Here is a 15,506-nt window from a genome sequence, read left to right as displayed (position 1 = left end):
AAGAACTTTCTTCAATTATTCCTATCTACTTAGTTGGTTTATATGGATATAATACTGAAACCCTTTAACCGTGTCAAACCTTTTTTTCCAACCAATGACAAAGGAATCTTTCAAATCCCACGCTATACAGGCAATGGTGTGGGTTCCTGTAAGATCCACTTGTTATTGATGCTATAAAGTAATATTATTGCTACAGCTTATGGTCTAGAGAAATTACCGCTTAATGTCGGGAGTGAGAATCATGGGTATGGATTTAGAGTACGTCCCTGCGCCGATAAGACCACGGCTTCATAGGAGAATGTCTCAAGAAATTAGTCGAAGGATTAGGGGAACTTACCGTTATGATACAACGGTCTGGAGGACAGCAATCGCTGGTCTTTGGATCGTTTGCTTTTTAGCCTTCACCACTGCCGTATTAGGTATACCCACTGGATTAGGGGTGCCAACAGATATTGCACTTGCTGCAGGTACGAGTACCATTCTGCTGGCCATTGCCAGCAATATCATTGCTGTACTGATCGCGTTGACCGGACTGCGCATCCCACGACTATTCGCAGGCTGTGTATTGAGCGATGTTGGAGCGATTCTACTAATCTTATATTACGCAGACTTTGAGATTGAAGCTGCGGCTCTCATTGCTGTTCTACTATCCGTATTAGGTGCATTGGGCGGATTAGCCATCGGACTGCTGCGCAGCAAAAGAATAACCATGGGACTTCTGCTTACCATTACGGTAACTTTTTCCCAACTTGCTCTGGCAAACGGAGTGCAGGAAATACCTACTTTGGAACCCATTGATATCAGTGATTCTGATGTGATTCCATTGACAGCCGCAAGTCCGTCACAACCTGGCAATCAAGCCTATCAGACCTTCACTTATGCCAGCGGTAAGGATCTGCATCGGACCGAATACGGCAAGGATACCAATGTGATCTCTTCTACAGTAGATGCTTCTGCTTATATTAAGGATTGGTCAAAACTCCGCACTTTATTCTGGGGATTTGATTATAATGCACTTCCACTGAACGGCCGAGTATGGATGCCTGAGGGCGATGGTCCCTATCCGGTAGTTCTGATGGTGCACGGAAATCATATGATGGAAGATTACTCTGACGGAGGGTACGCTTATCTCGGTGAACTCTTGGCCAGCCGGGGGTTTATCGCAATTTCGCTGGATGAGAATTTCCTGAACTATTCTGCTTGGTCCGGTATTCCGGACAATGATTTCAAAGTACGGACCTGGATCATTCTGAAACACCTGGAACAGCTAGCAGCTTTCTCGGATGAACCAGACAATCCTTTTTATCAAAAAATAGATTTCACAAAAACCGCCCTGCTCGGCCATAGCCGTGGAGGACAAGCTGTTGCTATGGCAGCAGACGCCGAACGTTGGTTCAAAAATGATCCCGTTATGAAGGCAGTAGATCGTTTTAATATAGCCTCTGTGGTCGCCCTTGCCCCTACGGATAAAACGATAGACGATCAGCAAGCCCGTCTCAAGGATGTCAACTATTTGACTCTGCAAGGGGCTCGTGATGGGGATGTACATGATTTCTATGGTGACCGCCAGTATATACGTACTTCCTATTCTCCTGGATCCCCTGCTTTCAAAAGCTCGCTGTATATTGCGGACGCCAATCACAGTCAATTCAACAGTGATTGGGGCGCGTATGATCAGACATTACCTGCTGGCCTCTTTTTAAATCGAGCGCAAACTATGGATGCAGACAAGCAGCGGCAAATCGCTAAAGTGTATGTATCAGCTTTTCTAGAGACCACTTTGCATGGAAAAGACGAATACCAGAGCTTGTTCCGGGATTACCGCAGCGGACTGAAATGGCTACCGGAGACCACTTACTACAATCGATTCCAGGATGGGGGATATCGGCCTGTAGCCACATTTGACGAGGACCGCAACAAGAATACCGTTAATCTCGGAACAGCAGAAGCATCCGGATTATCCTGGTCGGAAGAGCTCGCGAAGGATCGTGAATCGAAGAGCAAAGCCACATATGGTGTCGTTCTTGAACGCACAGCCAAAAAAGACGAGGAAGCTTATTACAACATTAAGCTTAAAGACAGTGTTGTTACTGAAATGGCCCTTTCAGACGCAGATGGCCTTACATTTTCCTTAGCAAACCTCAATGGTGATATCAAAGATGAACTAAGTATTCCGCTACCTCCCAATGTAGAGGTTGAGTTAACTGACAAAAATGATACCTCGGCACGCTTGCCGTTAAGTGAGGTAATGGATATTCTTCCACTTCCGCAAACTCAGTTCACGTTATTCCCATGGCTTGAAGAACGGATTAATGATGGGAAGTACGGTGATCTGTCCGAAGCTGTATTTCAGACCTATGAGATGCCGTTCGAACAGTTTCAGGAGGAAGAACCTGAGCTAGAGCCTGAGAACCTGACGGAAATCACCTTCTACCTTGAAGCCGAGGGAGATAAAATCATGCTAGATGACATCGGCTTTTACGATCTAGGAATTCGAAATATGTTTTAAGGTAACTTGCCATTATACCATTTAAGGCCTTCCCTCAGCACATGTACAGCTGATTGGAAGGCCTTTTATTTTGATGAATTTGGGGGAATAGCCTCTAACATTGAAACATACAATAACCTATTCCCAGCCTACACGGCTTGAATACAGACCGGTGTCTTTATCTTCAGCTCGTTCCCTGTAGGAATTAATCTGCCACTGTCACTATCGATGGAGAACGAAGTAATAATATCACTATTTTGATTCGCAGCGAGCAGCTTGCCACCAATAATGGCGAAATTACGCGGAGTACGTCCGCCTGTAACCTGCCAATCTACCGCTTCAAGATGACCTGTTGAACCCTCAATATGGAACAAGGCGATACTATCTTGTCCCCGGTTTGAGACATACAAGAATTTACCACATGGCGATACATGAATATCGGAAGCTGTATCATCACTACCCGCATTATATTGCTCTGGAAGCGTGCTGACATGCTGTAAAATGCTGAGATTTCCATTCTGCTCATCATTAGCAAATACCGTTACGGTACAGTTTAGCTCATTCGCCAGATAAATCCATTGTCCTGAAGGGTGTACCGCCAAATGGCGTGGGCCTGAACCTGGTGGAAGATTAATCTCCCGATGCTTAGACAGCTTACCTTCTTCAAGGCGATAAATCAGGATTTGATCCAGTCCCAAGTCGCAAACCAGTATATGCTTGCCGCTTCCATCCGGAATGACGGAGTGTGGATGCGGAGCTTCCTGACGGTCTTCACGAATTCCTGAACCTACATGTTTCACTTGATCAGACATGACCTGAAGCGAACCATCCTCATTTACTGGAAATACGTTGGCATTGCCACCGGAATAATTAGAGACGAATATGTAATCTTGCTTAGGACTGATCGAGACATAACAAGGAGCGCCACCTTCCGTAGGACGACTTCCAAGTGGACTCAACGCTTTAGTAACAGGATCAATAGCAAAAGCATAGACCTCGCCCTCATCCTTCTCACTAACCGCATAGAGCACGCTGCCTGTGCTGTTTACTGCTAAAAACGATGGATTCTCAATGCCCTTAGTACCCTCAAGAATCTTCATTTCCCCTGATGACGGACTAAGTGAGCAGAGTAGAATAGCTTCCTCACCTTCAGGGTTGTACGTTCCCACATAAAACAATACCTCATTAAGCCGTTCCATAGTAGCGACTCCTTTGTTTGTATAAATTGTATTTACTTCTTAATTACCCTTTACTGATAGCAACTCACTCAGTATTTTATAATATTTTTTCACTATAGCATGTTTATAGTTGTAATACATTATCGAGTTCAATTTCGAAGCCATTTCCTAACTCTCCCGGCAGTAGTAAGTTTTTACAAGTGGTTTAAACATGATTGGCAAGGTTAATAGTAGACATCGAAAACAACAAAACGAAGGAGTTGAAGTAACATGAGTTTTTTATGGATGTTAATTGTTGGTGGGATCATTGGTTGGTTAGCGGGTCTGATTATGGGCAGAGATATTCCAGGCGGGGTAATTGGTAACATTATCGCAGGTATTATCGGTTCATGGCTCGGTGGCGTGCTTCTGGGAAGCTGGGGACCTAAAGTAAGTGATTTCTATTTCTTCCCTTCTTTGATCGGAGCCGTTGTTCTGATCTTTATCGTCAGCCTTATTCTTCGCTCAACAAATGGGCGTAGCCGTTCATAAGCTTAGGCTGAACCAATAATTGTTGGACTACTTATATTATTAAAAAAATAGCAGGTCAAGGTTAACTACCTTGACCTGCTATTTGGTGTTTTCGGCCTCTTTCTACTTAATGTAGTATGCAGTGCTTTTCACGGAGCTACTACCTCCATACAGCGGCTACACTTCAATGTTCTGCCATCGTTTTTCTGTTATAATGGAGATAAAAGTGACTCAAATCATAGAGAGGTCGTGAATCATGGGTAGCATTAACCCCTCACTCCTACATATCGGCTCCACTATAGGGACCTTGCTCATGGCGCTAATGGTTATTTTTATTCGTCTAAAAGCTAGCGCACGTCCGGTTACCATTCGAAAAATATGGATTCCACCTCTCGGGATGTCGACTGGCTTTGCCATGTTCGTTGTACCTGAAGTTAGGTTTCCTTTATGGTGGGCAGCACTCGCCTTTTTGATTGGCTGGTTCATCTTCGCGTATCCTCTAATACGCAGCACAAACTTCGAACAACGGGATGGACAAATTTATGCTCAGCGTTCTAAGAGCTTTGCTTTCATTCTGCTCGGACTCCTTTTAGTTCGCACCTTACTTCATGAATTTATTAATAGTTATGTCAGTATCCCTCAGTCCGGTGGATTATTCTTCATCTTAGCCTTCGGAATGATTCTTCATTGGAGATTCTTTATGTACAAACGTTATAAAGCTATGACCTCCTCGGAGGCACAGTCCTTACAGTCATAAGTATATGTTGTTATTCTAAGAAGCCATTTCAATTCATACGATTGAGATGGCTTCTTACGTGGATGAATACCATGTAGGAAAAAACATTTTTCTGTGTCCGATGTTAGGTAACTTGTGGAGGGATACGTTAAAATATATGCATACCTAACAATAGAAAGCGAGGTCAAGGCAATTGAAAAGTAAATCAAGAAAAGTTGCCATCGTCGGTGCCGGGATGGTCGGTTCCAGCTGCGCCTACTCCATGGTCAATCAGGCCATTTGCGACGAGATCATGATGATCGACCGCACCTATGACCGCGCTATGGCACAAGCACTTGATCTCTCACACTGCATGGATTTCACAAGCACACGTACCAAGGTGTATGCAGGAACCCATAGCGACTGCGCAGGAATGGATGTAGTTATCTTAACCGCCGGCGCTAATCCAAAGGCAGGGCAGACAAGACTTGACGTCCTTGAAGCCTCTGCAGTCATTACTAGAGAAATTATCACCAACATTATGGCTGGGGGATTCGATGGAATATTCGTAGTCGCCGCTAATCCAGTCGATATTGTCACTTATATGGTATGGAAAATATCAGGGCTGCCTCGCCACAGAATCATTGGTACAGGAACCTCCATTGACTCTTCGCGCCTAAAGACACTACTGTCTGATGTGTTCTCCATAGACCCACGCAGCGTTAACGGCTACGCACTTGGAGAACATGGTGAATCCCAGTTTGTAGCTTGGTCACATGTGACGATTGGCGGCAAGCCCATCCTGCAAATTATGGATCAGCATCGTGAGCGGTTCCAGCATCTGGATCTGGAGGATATCTCCCGCAAGACCAAAGATGCGGGCTGGGAGATATTCACTAAAAAAGGCTCCACACATTTCGGTATTGGCAGCGCACTGGCTTACATTACTCGTTCCATTCTGAATGATGAGCATAAGATCATTGCCGTATCCGCAATTCTGGATGGAGAGTACGGGCAAAGTGGTATATGTACCGGCGTACCTGCCATTATTGGCAACACTGGAATTCAAGAACTACTGGAGCTTAACCTAAACACCGAAGAAGCGGAGAAATTCAACGCCTCCTGCAGCATTGTTCGCTCAGGCATTGAGAGCCTACACTTGGAAGACAGCATTTAATCTCCTGCAAACGGAAAAAATCGCTCTTTGGGGATCGGTAGATAACACCAATACCCTAAAGAGCGATTTTTTTATCCTTGATCTTTAACCTTTAATGCTCGGATACTGTTCAGTACAGCCAGCACGGTTACCCCAACATCTGAGAATACAGCCTCCCACATCGTGGCAATCCCAAATGCGCCGAGAATAAGAAATATAGCTTTAACACCTAAAGCGAAAATAATATTTTGCCATACGATCATCCGTGTACGCTTGGCAATGCCGATAGCAACAGGAATCTTCGAAGGTTCATCGGTCATAATTACAATATCTGCCGCTTCAATCGCAGCATCGGAGCCCAGTCCGCCCATTGCGATCCCAACATCTGCTCTAGCTAGTACTGGGGTATCGTTAATTCCATCACCGACAAAAATAATTTTCTCGCGATGTGACTTTTCACGATCCAGCTTCTCGATGGCCTCTACCTTATGCTGCGGCAAAAGCTCCGCGTGAACCTCATCTACACCTAACTGCTTCCCAACATCTTCAGCTACAGAAGAAGCATCGCCAGTTAACATCACCGTTTTACGGATGCCAAGCTTCTTGAGGCTCTGAATAGCCTGCTGCGAGTCTTCCTTCACTTCATCTGCAATCACCAGATAACCCCCATACTGATGATCCACCGCGATGTGAACAACTGTACCGCTCTGCGCAGGCACCTCATAAGTTATGCCCTCTCGCTCCATCAGACGCGCGTTACCTGCAAGTACGGTCTTGCCTTCAATCGAAACCTCGATCCCATGACCGGAGATTTCGTTGTAATTCGAGATCGCTTCCTTAGAAATCTGTTCTCCATAAGCTGCCCTAATCGATTCGGCAATCGGATGGTTCGAATGGCTCTCCGCATAAGCAGCTGTCTGCAGCAATTCATCCTTAGAATTGCCACCTGACGGATAAATTCCTGTAACCTTAAATTGCCCCTTAGTCAACGTTCCGGTCTTATCAAAGACAACTACTTTCACATCATTCAGCGCTTCAAGATAGTTGCTTCCTTTAATCAGAATACCACTGCGTGAAGCTGCTCCAATCCCTCCGAAGAAACCAAGTGGAATCGAGACCACAAGCGCACATGGACAGGAGATTACGAGGAATACAAGCGCCCGGTAAATCCAATCTGAGAAGGTTGCCCCGCTAATCACTAGCGGAGGAACGATAGCTAGCAGCACAGCTGTGATCACTACTATAGGTGTGTAAGCTCGTGCAAACTTAGTAATAAAGTTCTCTGTTTTGGCTTTGTTGCTTGAAGCATTCTGTACCAACTCCAGAATTTTGGATACGGCTGATTCTCCAAAGGTCTGTGTAACTTGCATTGTAATAACGCCGTTCCGATTAATAAATCCACTTAATACTGTGCTTCCCGGTCCAGCCGAACGCGGTACAGACTCCCCGGTAAGTGCTGATGTATCCATCATGGCGCTTCCCTCAAGGATCGTTCCGTCCAGAGGTACCTTCTCACCCGGTTTCACAACAATCACATCACCGATCGCTACTTCCTCAGGGGAGACTCGTTTTAGATCATTTCCAAGCTTAAGGTAAGCAAATTCGGGACGGATATCCATAAGTGCCGTGATAGATCGACGTGAACGGTTTACTGCTAGACCTTGGAACAACTCTCCGATTTGGTAAAAGAGCATAACCGCTACGCCCTCTGGATACTCACCAATCGCAAAAGCACCGATGGTTGCAAGAGACATCAAGAAATTCTCATCAAATACCTGACCCCGGATAATGTTCTTAACCGCCTGCCAGACAACTTCACTACCCACGATGAGATAGGCTGCTAAGAAAATCAGCAGTTCTACTACACCCTCCACCGGTAAGAATATTCCGGCAAGCGCGAGTATCCCACCGCCACCTAACCGCAGTAGAATCTTACGGGTATCGCCTTCTCCATGCTCGTGGCTGTGGCCATGGCTGTGACCATCCGCATCATCATGCTTATGTCCGTCTGCAGCCTGATGATCGTGTTCATGGCCATGTTTGTGATCCTCTCCATGCTTATGACTACCGTTATTCTGCAGCTTGCGACTGCCCTGAGTCTTCTCTCTTACATTTACATGGGGCTCAAGCGCCTTCACCGTTTTCTTTGCTTCAACAATCGCCGATTCCTCATAACCTGCGGCGGTTTCCATCGTCATTGTCTTCGTAACAAAATTAACGGAACAAGACGATACGCCCTCGATTTTCTTCACTTTATCTTCGATTTTCCTTGCGCAATTGGCGCAATCTAAGCCTTCTAATTCCCACTGACGTTTTACTTTTCCTTGCATCGTATCCATACGGCACATCTCCTCAAATAAAAACCATATATGAGCACTTGTTCATATGTTTTCTTATTGCTATTATATTCCCTTTATTTTTGAAGGTCAATACGTCATATACACCATTTTTCTCCGCTCTCATAAAAATTAAATAAATTGATTTTTTCGTGAAAATATGGTAAATCATGTATGATTGCACCCGAGATGAATTGGCAACTAAATTACACAGAAGGAAGGATGAATGTAGACCATGTCAAAGCTAGCCAAGACGTCTTCTTTTTCACAGAAATACCCAGTTTGGACCGTTGTTATTATTGAGGTGCTGTTACTTTTAGCTGTATCTGCCGCCGGGACTTACGCTACAATTAAAGAGCTTTCGTATACCGCCCCTGTACTGATCTCCTTTATTCCAATCGCGCTTGTACTGATCATCTACTTCACGGTTAAGAACAAATGGAGTGATCTTGGCTTCCGTCCTCTGAATACCATTTCCTCTGGGAAGTGGATTTATTACGCACCTCTAGCTGTCGTCCTGATCACCATATCCTTTAAAGGTTTTCGTGAGATCAGTACGTCTGAGGTGTTGTTCTTTATCTTCTTCACCCTGCTTGTAGCCTTTGTGGAAGAAAGTATTTACCGCGGATTGATTTTCAAGACTTTACTCACTAAGGGCGCTAAAACGGCTGTGATTACTTCAAGCATACTCTTCTCTATTACCCACTTGCTTAATGCTTTATCCGGTACAGACATGACGCAAATCCTCCTACAGCTCGTATATTCTCTTCTGATCGGTTTTGTGCTTACCTTGTTGATGCTGAAAAATAATAATATTCTACCGCTGATATTGTTTCATTTTGTACATAATCTAATTCAGTTTGTTGGTAACGATAATACAAGCGAATATATGGGGATCGATCTATTCATCCTTCTCGTACTCGCTGTGCATTGTCTCTGGCTGGCTCTATCCTTTAGAAAACCAACCCTATCGAGCAACCTAAATCAATCTAGTTAACGCAAAAGAGCGGTTCTCCAATAATCGGAGAACCGCTCTTTTTTGAAAAGTACAGCTATTCATGACGGACATGTTCATGCGTCTGCAGAAAAATCTGCTCTACATGCGCATCGTTGAGCGAATAAAATACCGTCTTCCCTTCTTTACGACGCTTCACAATTCGTAAATTCCGTAAATAACGGAGCTGATGGGATATCGCAGATTGGCCCATATCAAGGATCACAGACAAATCGTGTACACATAGTTCTTTCTGGGACAAAGCGTAAATGAGCCGCACTCGTGTGGGATCACCCAACGCTTTGAACATCTCTGCCATTTTATCCGTTATTTCTCGGTCAGGCAGAATCAATGCAATGGATTCCGGTTCAAGCTCCGAACCCTTGCATGTGTTATCGCAATCTTCTAATGCCGTTGGCTCCATGCTATCGCCTCCTCCACCAGCTAGTCAGCTTTGCTGATTGTTTTCCTCAATTATATGAAAACCAGCTCTGGATGTCCATGGAGAAGGCGTTTATAAGAATCGCTGTAAATCAGACCGCTTTACGATAAAAGGAGAATAGTCCTGCCGCAAAAAATACAATAAAACTACCGCCCACTACCATCATCAGCGTTTCGAACGGTAAATTAAAAGCCCCAAACGTGTCATCACCATACGGCATCATAGCCAACATCGGTTGTACCCAAGGATAATAGGGGCCATAGGTTGAAGAATTGGCGATCAGCATATTAGGAATGGTCAGACTCACATTCAGCGCCAGCGGTGCGCCAAAACTGCTCCAGCCTTGAGAGATAGCCAGTTGCAGTGCAGCGAGTGGCAGACAGGCAATAAAGCCGCCAAATACCGAGCTAAGCAGCAGCGACCAAGGGATAGAATCCGGAATATTTCGGAATAAACCCATTCCCAGCACCATCACCAGGAACGTTAGTTGAACCGCAGCCAGCAATCCGATAATCATCACATATTTTGAGAGGTACACTGATAACCGAGTCACAGGCAGAGACAGCAACATCTTCCAGCCTCCGTCATGATGCTCATAACGACAGATCAGCGCTGCGAAAATACCCGAAAGCACAGGTAGAAACAGCAAGGCATGCATCATGGACATCACATTTAACAACAGTTCCCAACTCATCTTCTCCCCTTGATTATCCGCCAATGCCCCGGGAAGTAATGCTAAAATCGGACTGCCTATAACTAAAAGCCAGACATATGATTTAGACATTTTTAATCGTTCTGCCGACAACACTCTCCAAAATGAATTCATCGTTAATCCACATCCTTTCGTGCGAAGTGCAGTGCACCCGGCAAAAGAATCAGCAGCCCCAGCAGCAACCCTGCACCGCTAAATAAGAGACGATGCGAAGATTCCCAAGCCATATATGGCCATGTTAAAGGAACCCACTCCGAAAGTAACATGGAGAAGATAGACACCAGAGATAAGGTTATTCCAAGAGCAACTGGCAATGTCTGATTACGGTTAGCCAGAGAAAGCCACAGCTGCAAAGCGATAACCGGCAATGCTGCAATATAGGACATAAAGCCAATTCGTAACACATCCAAATACGGAATCAGTTCGACCTTGAAGCCCAAAACAAGCCCTAAACCAACTGTACCCACCGAGAGCAGCAAACAAGAAACAGCCACTAGCACCAAACATAACACCAGCTTAGCCATAAATACTGAAGTACGTGAGATAGGTAGTGCCAAGAGCTGCTTCCATGAGCTCATCTGATGTTCTACATTTGCAATCAACGAGCATACTAAGGTCCCTCCAAGAAAAAGAGCAATGGGCACAAATGCAGCTACATTGTTCAGAAGCCCACCCCATAAATCCGCACTATACTGCTCGCGAAGATAATCATAACGAAGGCCGAAGTTCAAGCCTTGCATGGCTACAAGTCCAAGCGGTCCAAGAAACACTAGAAACCAGAGTCCCTTGCCACGGATTTTGAGCCAATCCGCCGACAGTGCCCGCCACATCATGATTCCTCTCCTCCTACAACCTGCAGGAAGAAGTCCTCAAGTGATTGTCTCCGCTCCTCTACACGATAAATAGCATGCCCATTCTCTACCAACGCTTTGACTAGCAAGGCAACTCTTGCATCGATCATCCGGGAGAAGACTAGCTTTTGGTCTTGAAGTATCCCTGTGTACCCCCGTTCTTCAGCAAGACGCAGCGCGGCCTCCGGGTCCGAGACTGCTAACCGCATTTCTCCCCCGGCTTGCCGCTGCAGATTCGTTATACTATCTTGGTACACCATTTGCCCTTGACGAATAATCCCTACGGTATCCGCCATTTGCTCAATTTCACTAAGCAAGTGACTGGATACTACGACGGTAATCCCTTGTTCCTGCGGCAATCGTTTAATCAGTCCGCGAATTTCCTGAATCCCTGACGGGTCAAGTCCGTTCGTCGGCTCATCCAGAATAAGCAGCTCCGGTTCCCCGAGCAAGGCAGCAGCAATACCTAGTCTCTGCTTCATCCCAAGGGAGAACCCTTTAACTGGACGCTTCTCTTCCCCTGTTAAGGAAACAATATCTAGCACCTCAGCAATCCGTGACTTCGGAGCACCAAGGATACGCCGGATGGCTTCAAGATTATCCACAGCGCTTAAGTGCCCGTAATAGGATGGAGACTCGACAAGCGACCCTACCTTCCGCAAAATTTGCAGTTTATGCTTGCGAAGATCCTGGCCGAAGACTTCAATTCTTCCTGATGTTGGAGTGATCAGTCCAAGCAGCATACGAATTGTTGTTGTTTTCCCTGCCCCGTTCGGGCCAAGAAAGCCATAGATCTCTCCCTTGCGGATGTTCAAATTTAAATTTTCCACCGCAGCCCGGCCACGGTATTTTTTTAATAAATCCTTCGTTTCAATCACTGTTTCTTTCATGTTCCTCACCTCGGTAATAGCATAACGTCCCAAGGTTAAGAACAAGGCGGCACGAAGTTTAAGTTTTGTTTAAATTTAACGATATGGATGTTCAATGAAAATAAAGTCCTAGACCGCCGCTGTTTAATCAGCAAGATTTCTTAGAACAACGGCATAAGGGTAAGGCTTGGACTTGGTAGCCACTCCGTCCTTCTGTAGTCTGCGGCTTCTCGCAAAGGCAACAGTATGGGCGGCGATCGACGAGCGCTGTGCGAATCAGGCATTCAACATTACGAACGGCGACCTGTTTCGTTGGAATGAGTTATAGCCGAAAATCGCTCAATACTTTGGCATGGAAACAGCGCCTCCGTTGCAGATGTCTCTAGACGTTGTCATGGCGGACAAGGAGCAGCTTTGGAACAAAATGATTGAGAAGCATGGGCTTGCTCGGCATTCCTATAAAGACGTATCCTCTTGGCTATTCGGCGATTTCGTGTTTGCATGGGACTACGATTTTTTTGCCGACGGAACTACGGCTCGACGTTTAGGCTTTCACGAATTCGTCGATACCGAAGAAATGTTTATGAACATCTTTGACGACTTCCGCAAGCGTAAAGTCATCCCGTAGATTACCGTATAAATTAAGAATGCCTACCTTATACGTGCTCAACATTTGGTTTTGTTTTATGTGGTTTTAAGCTTTGCAGCGTTACTAATTTTACGCCTAAGAATCTCCGTTCTGTCCATTCGTGCTTTTGATTAAAAATCAAATGACCCGCAGGAGGGGACACTTTTTAAAAGTGTTCCATCTTACGGGTCACCATTCAGAATCGAGGTTTTTGTACTCCTATTCTCCGACCAACCCAACACTGATTGTATTGCCTTGAACAAATACCTGGAAGAACAGTTTAGTTCAGTCCTTGTCCTTTTTAGTGTAATTCAACATGATCGTTTTTGGCTCTGGATTATCCATTGGGTTCTATACCTCATGCGCCTTGACTTGTTATTTCTTCGATGGTGTTTCATTTTTGTGTTCAATAATTTGTAATACTTTTGGTTCAATAGCTTTTAACTGTTGTTCATTTGAACGATTACCTTTAGGAACTTCACCATTAATTTCACCTTGAATTTGTCCATCAACCTGTGTTTTTGCAATGACATCAATTACTTGTTGTTTAGAGACATTTTTAGATGCTGCAATCTCCACAACAGATTTACCTTTTGCTAATTCTTGTTTTAATTCTTCTGGGCTAATTTTTAGTAAAGAAAACAGTTTTGCATCATTTAGATAGGCATCAGCAGAATAATCAGGCTTACCATTTCTAGAGAAAAAACCTTCTACTTTAATGTTTGAAGGTGTAGTCTCACCTCCGATCAGAGAAACACTGATTGTATTGCTCTGAACAAATACCTGATAGAACGGTGTTTTTGATCCCTTTTTGGTGTAATTCAACATAAACGTTTTTTGATCCGGGTTCTCCATTTTCTCCATAGCAAATTCGTACTCTTCGATGTTGCCATACATTTTATCAATTAGATAATCTACCTTCGACTTGATTTCCTGATCGGATAAAGTAGTGATTGGCTTCTCTTTAGGCTCCCAGTTCTCTTGAATCACGTGTTCAATCGCACCCGTAATACTGTTTGTATGAAGGGTAATCTTTTTACCGGTTCCTTCTTTTTCCTGCAGTATGATGCTTGTTTGGACACCTTGAATGCTGCTTGCATCGATTATCTCAAAAGATTTTGTTTCGGGAAATGTGCTATACAGCTTCTCAAGTGTTGCTTTGCCAACCTCATCCACCTTGACTTGTTCAGCAGTCATTGGTGTTCTAGTAAACATTTCAATCAGGGTAGGGGCCGCATATGCTGCGGTTGGAATTAAAATCGCAGCAGCAACTATTCCACCAATCAATCGTTTTTTCATGGTTATTCCGCTCCTTTTTGGTTGTAAATATTGAAAATAAGACTGTTCTATACGTTTGGAAATAACCGGGGGGCACTCCATAGTTTCTGCCTCTTTGTGCAGATGTTCACGGATTTTGCGTTCAGTTAGCATTGATCTTTTCCATCCTTTCTGGGGGGAGATTCCATAAGTTTTTTCGAAGCGCCTGAAGGCCAGCATGATACCTGGACTTGACTGTACCCAGCGGAATATCGAGCAATGTCCCGATTTCCCCAAGAGTATAGTCGTGAAAAAAGCGGAGGATGATCACCATTCGTTGTTTGTCGGTCAGTTTTTGGATTGCCTTCGATATCATTTGGTTCGTCCCATCCATCAACACAGCAGGTTGATCCCAATGAGACTCTTCCCGAGAGAAGGCACGAATGCGTTCAAAAATTCGGAATCTCCGCCAGCTCTTGACCCGAAATCTCTGCACTTGACGGATTACCAAGCCGTGTAGCCAGAAGTGGAAAGGTCGGTTCGTATCGTAGTTAGCAAGTGATGTCCACATTTGCATATAGATCTCATTCATGACATCTTCCCGATCCTGCTGATGATCCACCAGAAAGGAGACTGTCCGGTAGACGTCCTGATAGGTGGCATCATACATCGTATGAAACGCCTGTTGATCACCGTCTTTCATTTTTATGAGTAACTGGTACATGTATTCACTTTGCATTCAGAGGGCCCTCCTAAGTAAGCTGCTTACACACTATATTGTCTCTCTATCAAAAAAAAGTTCGGTTTCCTTTGTTTTTTTTGCAAAAGGCTGATTGTCGGCGGCCATCGATCAGGAAGACTACCAGAAGTGCAACGCCCCATATGGCAGCCATGGCCTGTCTAGTGCTTTATTTTCCAGTCTAATCACACTGATCACTGGCTATCGTAAAGGGGTATCAAGTATTAAACATTACGTCCACTACGAGAATAAAACAAAAGCCGGATTCCCTAGAGTAGGAAAACCCGGCCTTTAAACTATTGAATAGTCCTTAGTGTATATTTTCGTTAAAATGTTGGCGGGCCCCCTGTAAGCATTGAATTAGCCAGAACGGTAGCCTTTCCCTCGTACTTTCTCTCTATATGCGAATCCCCCCAACGGCACATCAGATGTAGGAGTTCCTTTAGACTCCAGCTCTTAAATTCATTATTACGTTTCTTACCGAATGTCAGATGAAAGAGAATAACAGGTTTCCATTTCCCACCATCACCTCTAAAGTTGCCTCTACTGCAGTGTTGTATATTTTTTCAGTCTTTTTCACACAACTTGCCCCTTTTCGAAATATTTCAACACAGGTCATTGGTAACTCCTA

The 15,506-nt window shown here is 44.6% G+C and carries 13 protein-coding genes and 2 pseudogenes; 6 read left to right on the top strand and 9 right to left on the bottom strand.

The genetic code is table 11. The features are described from left to right. The first annotated feature begins 241 nt into the window (after nt 1–241). Nucleotides 242–2,509, top strand: a complete 2,268-nt coding sequence (locus MKY99_RS02210; RefSeq protein ID WP_339268409.1) for an alpha/beta hydrolase — start codon at nt 242–244, stop codon at nt 2,507–2,509. 128 nt (nt 2,510–2,637) lie between these two features. Here MKY99_RS02210 and MKY99_RS02205 read toward each other — a convergent pair whose 3' ends face one another. Then, on the bottom strand, nt 2,638–3,687 hold the full coding sequence (locus MKY99_RS02205; protein WP_076300104.1) for a lactonase family protein: 1,050 nt from the start codon (nt 3,685–3,687) through the stop codon (nt 2,638–2,640). Between the two features lie 249 nt (nt 3,688–3,936). On the opposite strand from MKY99_RS02205, the gene MKY99_RS02200 reads away from it, so the two are divergent. The 3 genes from MKY99_RS02200 (at nt 3,937) to MKY99_RS02190 (ending at nt 6,068) form a co-directional block, all read left to right on the top strand. After that, complete coding sequence (locus tag MKY99_RS02200) at nt 3,937–4,197, top strand: GlsB/YeaQ/YmgE family stress response membrane protein (protein WP_042184394.1); 261 nt, start codon at nt 3,937–3,939, stop codon at nt 4,195–4,197. 235 nt (nt 4,198–4,432) lie between these two features. Further along, nucleotides 4,433–4,933 (top strand): cytochrome c biogenesis protein CcdC, encoded by a 501-nt coding sequence (locus MKY99_RS02195; protein ID WP_042184392.1) that lies wholly within the window; start codon nt 4,433–4,435, stop codon nt 4,931–4,933. 172 nt (nt 4,934–5,105) lie between these two features. Next, nucleotides 5,106–6,068 carry an L-lactate dehydrogenase gene (locus MKY99_RS02190; RefSeq protein WP_042184390.1) on the top strand — a complete coding sequence of 321 codons (963 nt, stop codon included), beginning with the start codon at nt 5,106–5,108 and terminating at the stop codon, nt 6,066–6,068. 71 nt (nt 6,069–6,139) lie between these two features. On the opposite strand, the gene MKY99_RS02185 is transcribed toward MKY99_RS02190, so the two are convergent. Further along, nucleotides 6,140–8,386: a heavy metal translocating P-type ATPase gene (locus MKY99_RS02185; protein ID WP_339268406.1), complete on the bottom strand. Its 2,247-nt coding sequence runs from the start codon at nt 8,384–8,386 to the stop codon at nt 6,140–6,142. A 232-nt stretch (nt 8,387–8,618) separates the two neighbouring features. Between MKY99_RS02185 and MKY99_RS02180 the strand changes: the two genes are divergently transcribed. Next, nucleotides 8,619–9,380: a CPBP family intramembrane glutamic endopeptidase gene (locus MKY99_RS02180; RefSeq protein ID WP_076300102.1), complete on the top strand. Its 762-nt coding sequence runs from the start codon at nt 8,619–8,621 to the stop codon at nt 9,378–9,380. A 55-nt stretch (nt 9,381–9,435) separates the two neighbouring features. On the opposite strand, the gene MKY99_RS02175 is transcribed toward MKY99_RS02180, so the two are convergent. The 4 genes from MKY99_RS02175 to MKY99_RS02160 form a co-directional block, all read right to left on the bottom strand. Beyond that, a complete protein-coding gene (locus tag MKY99_RS02175; RefSeq protein WP_042184384.1) occupies nt 9,436–9,801 on the bottom strand; it encodes a metalloregulator ArsR/SmtB family transcription factor in 366 nt (121 codons plus the stop codon). Nucleotides 9,802–9,910: 109 nt separating this feature from the next. Continuing rightward, a complete protein-coding gene (locus MKY99_RS02170) occupies nt 9,911–10,645 on the bottom strand; it encodes an ABC transporter permease (RefSeq protein WP_339268404.1) in 735 nt (244 codons plus the stop codon). Nucleotides 10,646–10,647: 2 nt separating this feature from the next. Next, complete coding sequence (locus tag MKY99_RS02165) at nt 10,648–11,364, bottom strand: ABC transporter permease (RefSeq protein WP_076285176.1); 717 nt, start codon at nt 11,362–11,364, stop codon at nt 10,648–10,650. Further along, nucleotides 11,361–12,272, bottom strand: a complete 912-nt coding sequence (locus tag MKY99_RS02160; RefSeq protein ID WP_042184378.1) for an ABC transporter ATP-binding protein — start codon at nt 12,270–12,272, stop codon at nt 11,361–11,363. The genes MKY99_RS02165 and MKY99_RS02160 overlap by 4 nt, the downstream gene beginning before the upstream one ends. Nucleotides 12,273–12,385: 113 nt before the next feature. Between MKY99_RS02160 and MKY99_RS02155 the strand changes: the two are divergent. Continuing rightward, nucleotides 12,386–12,879 (top strand): annotated as a pseudogene (locus MKY99_RS02155) (NAD-dependent dehydratase); the annotation flags it as partial. Between the two features lie 375 nt (nt 12,880–13,254). Here MKY99_RS02155 and MKY99_RS02150 read toward each other — a convergent pair. From MKY99_RS02150 to MKY99_RS02140, 3 genes and pseudogenes are all read right to left on the bottom strand, one after another. Continuing rightward, nucleotides 13,255–14,310: a hypothetical protein gene (locus MKY99_RS02150; protein ID WP_339268402.1), complete on the bottom strand. Its 1,056-nt coding sequence runs from the start codon at nt 14,308–14,310 to the stop codon at nt 13,255–13,257. Next, nucleotides 14,300–14,875 (bottom strand): sigma-70 family RNA polymerase sigma factor, encoded by a 576-nt coding sequence (locus MKY99_RS02145; protein ID WP_339268400.1) that lies wholly within the window; start codon nt 14,873–14,875, stop codon nt 14,300–14,302. The genes MKY99_RS02150 and MKY99_RS02145 overlap by 11 nt, the downstream gene beginning before the upstream one ends. Nucleotides 14,876–15,201: 326 nt before the next feature. Then, nucleotides 15,202–15,455: pseudogene (locus MKY99_RS02140) on the bottom strand (hypothetical protein). Nucleotides 15,456–15,506 lie beyond the last annotated feature (51 nt).

The organism is Paenibacillus sp. FSL R5-0470 (assembly GCF_037975205.1).
In the GTDB taxonomy this organism is placed as follows: Bacteria; Bacillota; Bacilli; order Paenibacillales; family Paenibacillaceae; genus Paenibacillus_AQ.
Note: the sequence above shows the minus strand (reverse complement) of the source record. Positions and strands in the feature narration are given on the sequence as shown.

Bases quoted from the DNA above. Each gene is read 5' to 3' on its own strand.
- MKY99_RS02210 (WP_339268409.1), top strand. From the start codon at position 242: ATGGGTATGGATTTAGAGTACGTCCCTGCGCCGATAAGACCACGGCTT.
- MKY99_RS02205 (WP_076300104.1), bottom strand. From the start codon at position 3,687: ATGGAACGGCTTAATGAGGTATTGTTTTATGTGGGAACGTACAACCCT.
- MKY99_RS02200 (WP_042184394.1), top strand. From the start codon at position 3,937: ATGAGTTTTTTATGGATGTTAATTGTTGGTGGGATCATTGGTTGGTTA.
- MKY99_RS02195 (WP_042184392.1), top strand. From the start codon at position 4,433: ATGGGTAGCATTAACCCCTCACTCCTACATATCGGCTCCACTATAGGG.
- MKY99_RS02185 (WP_339268406.1), bottom strand. From the start codon at position 8,386: ATGGATACGATGCAAGGAAAAGTAAAACGTCAGTGGGAATTAGAAGGC.
- MKY99_RS02180 (WP_076300102.1), top strand. From the start codon at position 8,619: ATGTCAAAGCTAGCCAAGACGTCTTCTTTTTCACAGAAATACCCAGTT.
- MKY99_RS02175 (WP_042184384.1), bottom strand. From the start codon at position 9,801: ATGGAGCCAACGGCATTAGAAGATTGCGATAACACATGCAAGGGTTCG.
- MKY99_RS02170 (WP_339268404.1), bottom strand. From the start codon at position 10,645: ATGAATTCATTTTGGAGAGTGTTGTCGGCAGAACGATTAAAAATGTCT.
- MKY99_RS02165 (WP_076285176.1), bottom strand. From the start codon at position 11,364: ATGATGTGGCGGGCACTGTCGGCGGATTGGCTCAAAATCCGTGGCAAG.
- MKY99_RS02160 (WP_042184378.1), bottom strand. From the start codon at position 12,272: ATGAAAGAAACAGTGATTGAAACGAAGGATTTATTAAAAAAATACCGT.
- MKY99_RS02150 (WP_339268402.1), bottom strand. From the start codon at position 14,310: ATGCTAACTGAACGCAAAATCCGTGAACATCTGCACAAAGAGGCAGAA.
- MKY99_RS02145 (WP_339268400.1), bottom strand. From the start codon at position 14,875: ATGCAAAGTGAATACATGTACCAGTTACTCATAAAAATGAAAGACGGT.